2 protein-coding genes are annotated in these 2526 nt (G+C 32.3%); both read left to right on the top strand.

Going from position 1 to position 2526, the window contains the following annotated elements; genetic code table 11:
• The first annotated feature begins 111 nt into the window (after nucleotides 1–111).
• Nucleotides 112–936, top strand: a complete 825-nt coding sequence (locus M890_RS0113915) for a carboxypeptidase-like regulatory domain-containing protein (RefSeq protein ID WP_028284102.1) — start codon at nucleotides 112–114, stop codon at nucleotides 934–936.
• Between the two features lie 813 nt (nucleotides 937–1749).
• Nucleotides 1750–2298: a hypothetical protein gene (locus M890_RS0113910; RefSeq protein ID WP_028284101.1), complete on the top strand. Its 549-nt coding sequence runs from the start codon at nucleotides 1750–1752 to the stop codon at nucleotides 2296–2298.
• Nucleotides 2299–2526: the final 228 nt, after the last annotated feature.

Below are 2526 nucleotides of genomic sequence, written 5' to 3'. Positions count from 1 at the left end.
TGTCTTAATTATGGAAGTTGTTTATTTACTTACTGCTGAAATTCCTTCGGAATTTCATTGCGCGCAAATCACAACTTTCCATATGCAACACGTTATGCTTAAACTTGAAAAATGAGAACAATCTTTTACCTTTTTATAGCTTTTCAGTTATTTAGTTCTAAAGCATTTTCTCAGGAAATTGTAATGAACGGAATTGTTATTGATTCTGAAAATCAAGAGCCTATCGAATTTGTTAATATAGGTGTACAGCATAAAAATCAAGGGACAATTACAAACCCGAATGGAGAATTCAATTTGAAACTGCCTAAAGAATATAAAACCGATAGCATTACCATAAGCCACATAAACTATTATTCGATTAAAATTCTAGCGCAAAACCTTAAAAATCAGACTATATTTTTAGAACCAAAAACTACCGAACTGTCTGAAGTAATTGTTTCCAATAAAAAAATTAAAAATAGAAAAATAGGTGTTAAGTCATACAACAGATTACTTTCAACGCGAGTAACCTCAAAAAGCACCGATATTATTGAGTTAGCTCAACTAATTAAAGTACCAACTGAAGAAGCAAAAGTTAAAGCTGTAAATTTCAATATCAGGAAATGGTCGGAAGTGGACGGAGTTAAGGTTAGAATAAACTTTTATGAAAACGTTGACAATTACCCTAGTAAAAAAATAATACAAAAAAACATTATACAAGAAATACCAACTGAAAGAGAATCAGATTGGATACGAATTGATTTAAATAATAACGACATTTATATTACGCAAGACTTTTTCATCGGAATAGAATTCATACCTAATTTCAACAATCCAACGATAGTGGATTTAGGCGGTATCTTAACGAAAGGAAAGGGATATAGAAGAGAAAGTAGCTTGGGTACTTGGGAGAAACTAAACGGAGGTGCTTCAATTAATGTTGAAATAGCATACTGAAAAAAGTCTAAGCATAACACAACCTATAAACAATACGGGCTTCGGGCTTAATCGCAGCGTTTGTGTATTTTTATGAAGTCCGCAAAATCTTTTGGATTTTGCTCTGGATAGTAAAAAATAAATCAAAACAAAAAGATTTCGCTATGTGCGTGGCGGAAAGCAAACGCTAGTTTGCTCCCGTACTGTTCATAGCTCAACCGTTACCCTTAATTGCTCCGGAAATTTTAACTCCTAATTATCCGAATCACAAAAAACTATAATTTATCGGAATTTTTCTCACTCAATTCTGAATAAAATATTCTGAAAAATCTGATTAATCAATTCTGTATTTAAAAAACTTACGAAAACTTACTCTAACGCATTTTAGATCTTTACAATCAGTTTGCTATTTAGAAACTAGAGAAAGTATTTAGGAAATTCGGCTCACTCATTTCTGATTTTTAGCTTCTTTCGGAAAACTTACTCAATCGGTTTCTAAATACATACGAAAATCTAATTCGTCAAGAAATACGCACTCAATCGCAAAATGCTACAAAGAGTTTTGAAAAAAAACACTTTTCGCCATTCAAAGGTAAAAGCAAAACATATTTAGCTTTTATTTTTTTTATTGTCCAATCTGAATTGATTCTCTTTATTTGCTCTACTGATTCTGTCGCAACTAAAAAGGTAACAACGTGTATATTTTATTGCTAGTTCTAGACTGCTTACGAAAATCCTCGCGGATTTTCTATTCGGTTTTTATTTGCTAACTTAGTTGCTTAAACACGCAACAAAGCATACACAAAACCGTTGTAGCACATTTAAGAAAACCCAATGGCAACATACCAATTTCTAACATTTGTACTTCCCAGAAAGCCAGTTGAAAAAAAATATGGCGGAATTCCTAAACAGCTTGAAATAAAACACGCTGAATGGGAAAAGTATTGGGACAATTGGGATATGGAACTGAATGAAGCACCTGAACCTGAATTTGAAGATGCGATTTCAACGAAATGGTGGAAAGGAATTCAAATTAACATTGCTGAATTAAGAAACGAAATTGACCAAATAATCCCAAGAGCTACGTTGAATAACGAAAGCTGGAAAATCGAAAACGGAGAAGTTGACCACGATTTAAGTATTGACTATAACGAAAAAGAGAGTTTTATAGAAGATTTTAGATTTCGGACTGATTTGAGAGATTCAAAACTGAATTTCTTAAACTCAATGCTGGAATTATGCGACCGAAATGATTGGATTTTAATGGACGAAAATGGAAATTTATGCAATCCGAATATTAAAGAATTAGCGGAATTACTAAAAATTTCAAAAGCACATTTATATATAACAAACCCAACTGAATTTTTTGATAATCTAAAATAAAAACGTGCTACAACAACGTGTAAAAATAATTGCTTGTGACTTGCCTACTTGGAAATTCCTGCGGAATTTCCAATGGTTCGGTTCATTTTTAGTAAGTTAGTTGCTTAAACACGCAACTATCCTTACACAAACACGTTGCCTACAATTGCAAAACGCAATTCAAAACGCGTCATACCGAATATAAAAATCACTGATTTTAAGCTAACTTTATTAGTCTTTAGCTAACAT

The sequence above is a fragment of the Olleya marilimosa CAM030 genome, assembly GCF_000518485.1.
Classification (GTDB): Bacteria; Bacteroidota; Bacteroidia; order Flavobacteriales; family Flavobacteriaceae; genus Olleya; species Olleya marilimosa.
Note: the sequence above shows the minus strand (reverse complement) of the source record. Positions and strands in the feature narration are given on the sequence as shown.

What these genes read in the sequence shown, in the direction of transcription:
- M890_RS0113915 (WP_028284102.1), top strand. Translation starts at nt 112, where the DNA reads ATGAGAACAATCTTTTACCTTTTTATAGCTTTTCAGTTATTTAGTTCT.
- M890_RS0113910 (WP_028284101.1), top strand. Translation starts at nt 1,750, where the DNA reads ATGGCAACATACCAATTTCTAACATTTGTACTTCCCAGAAAGCCAGTT.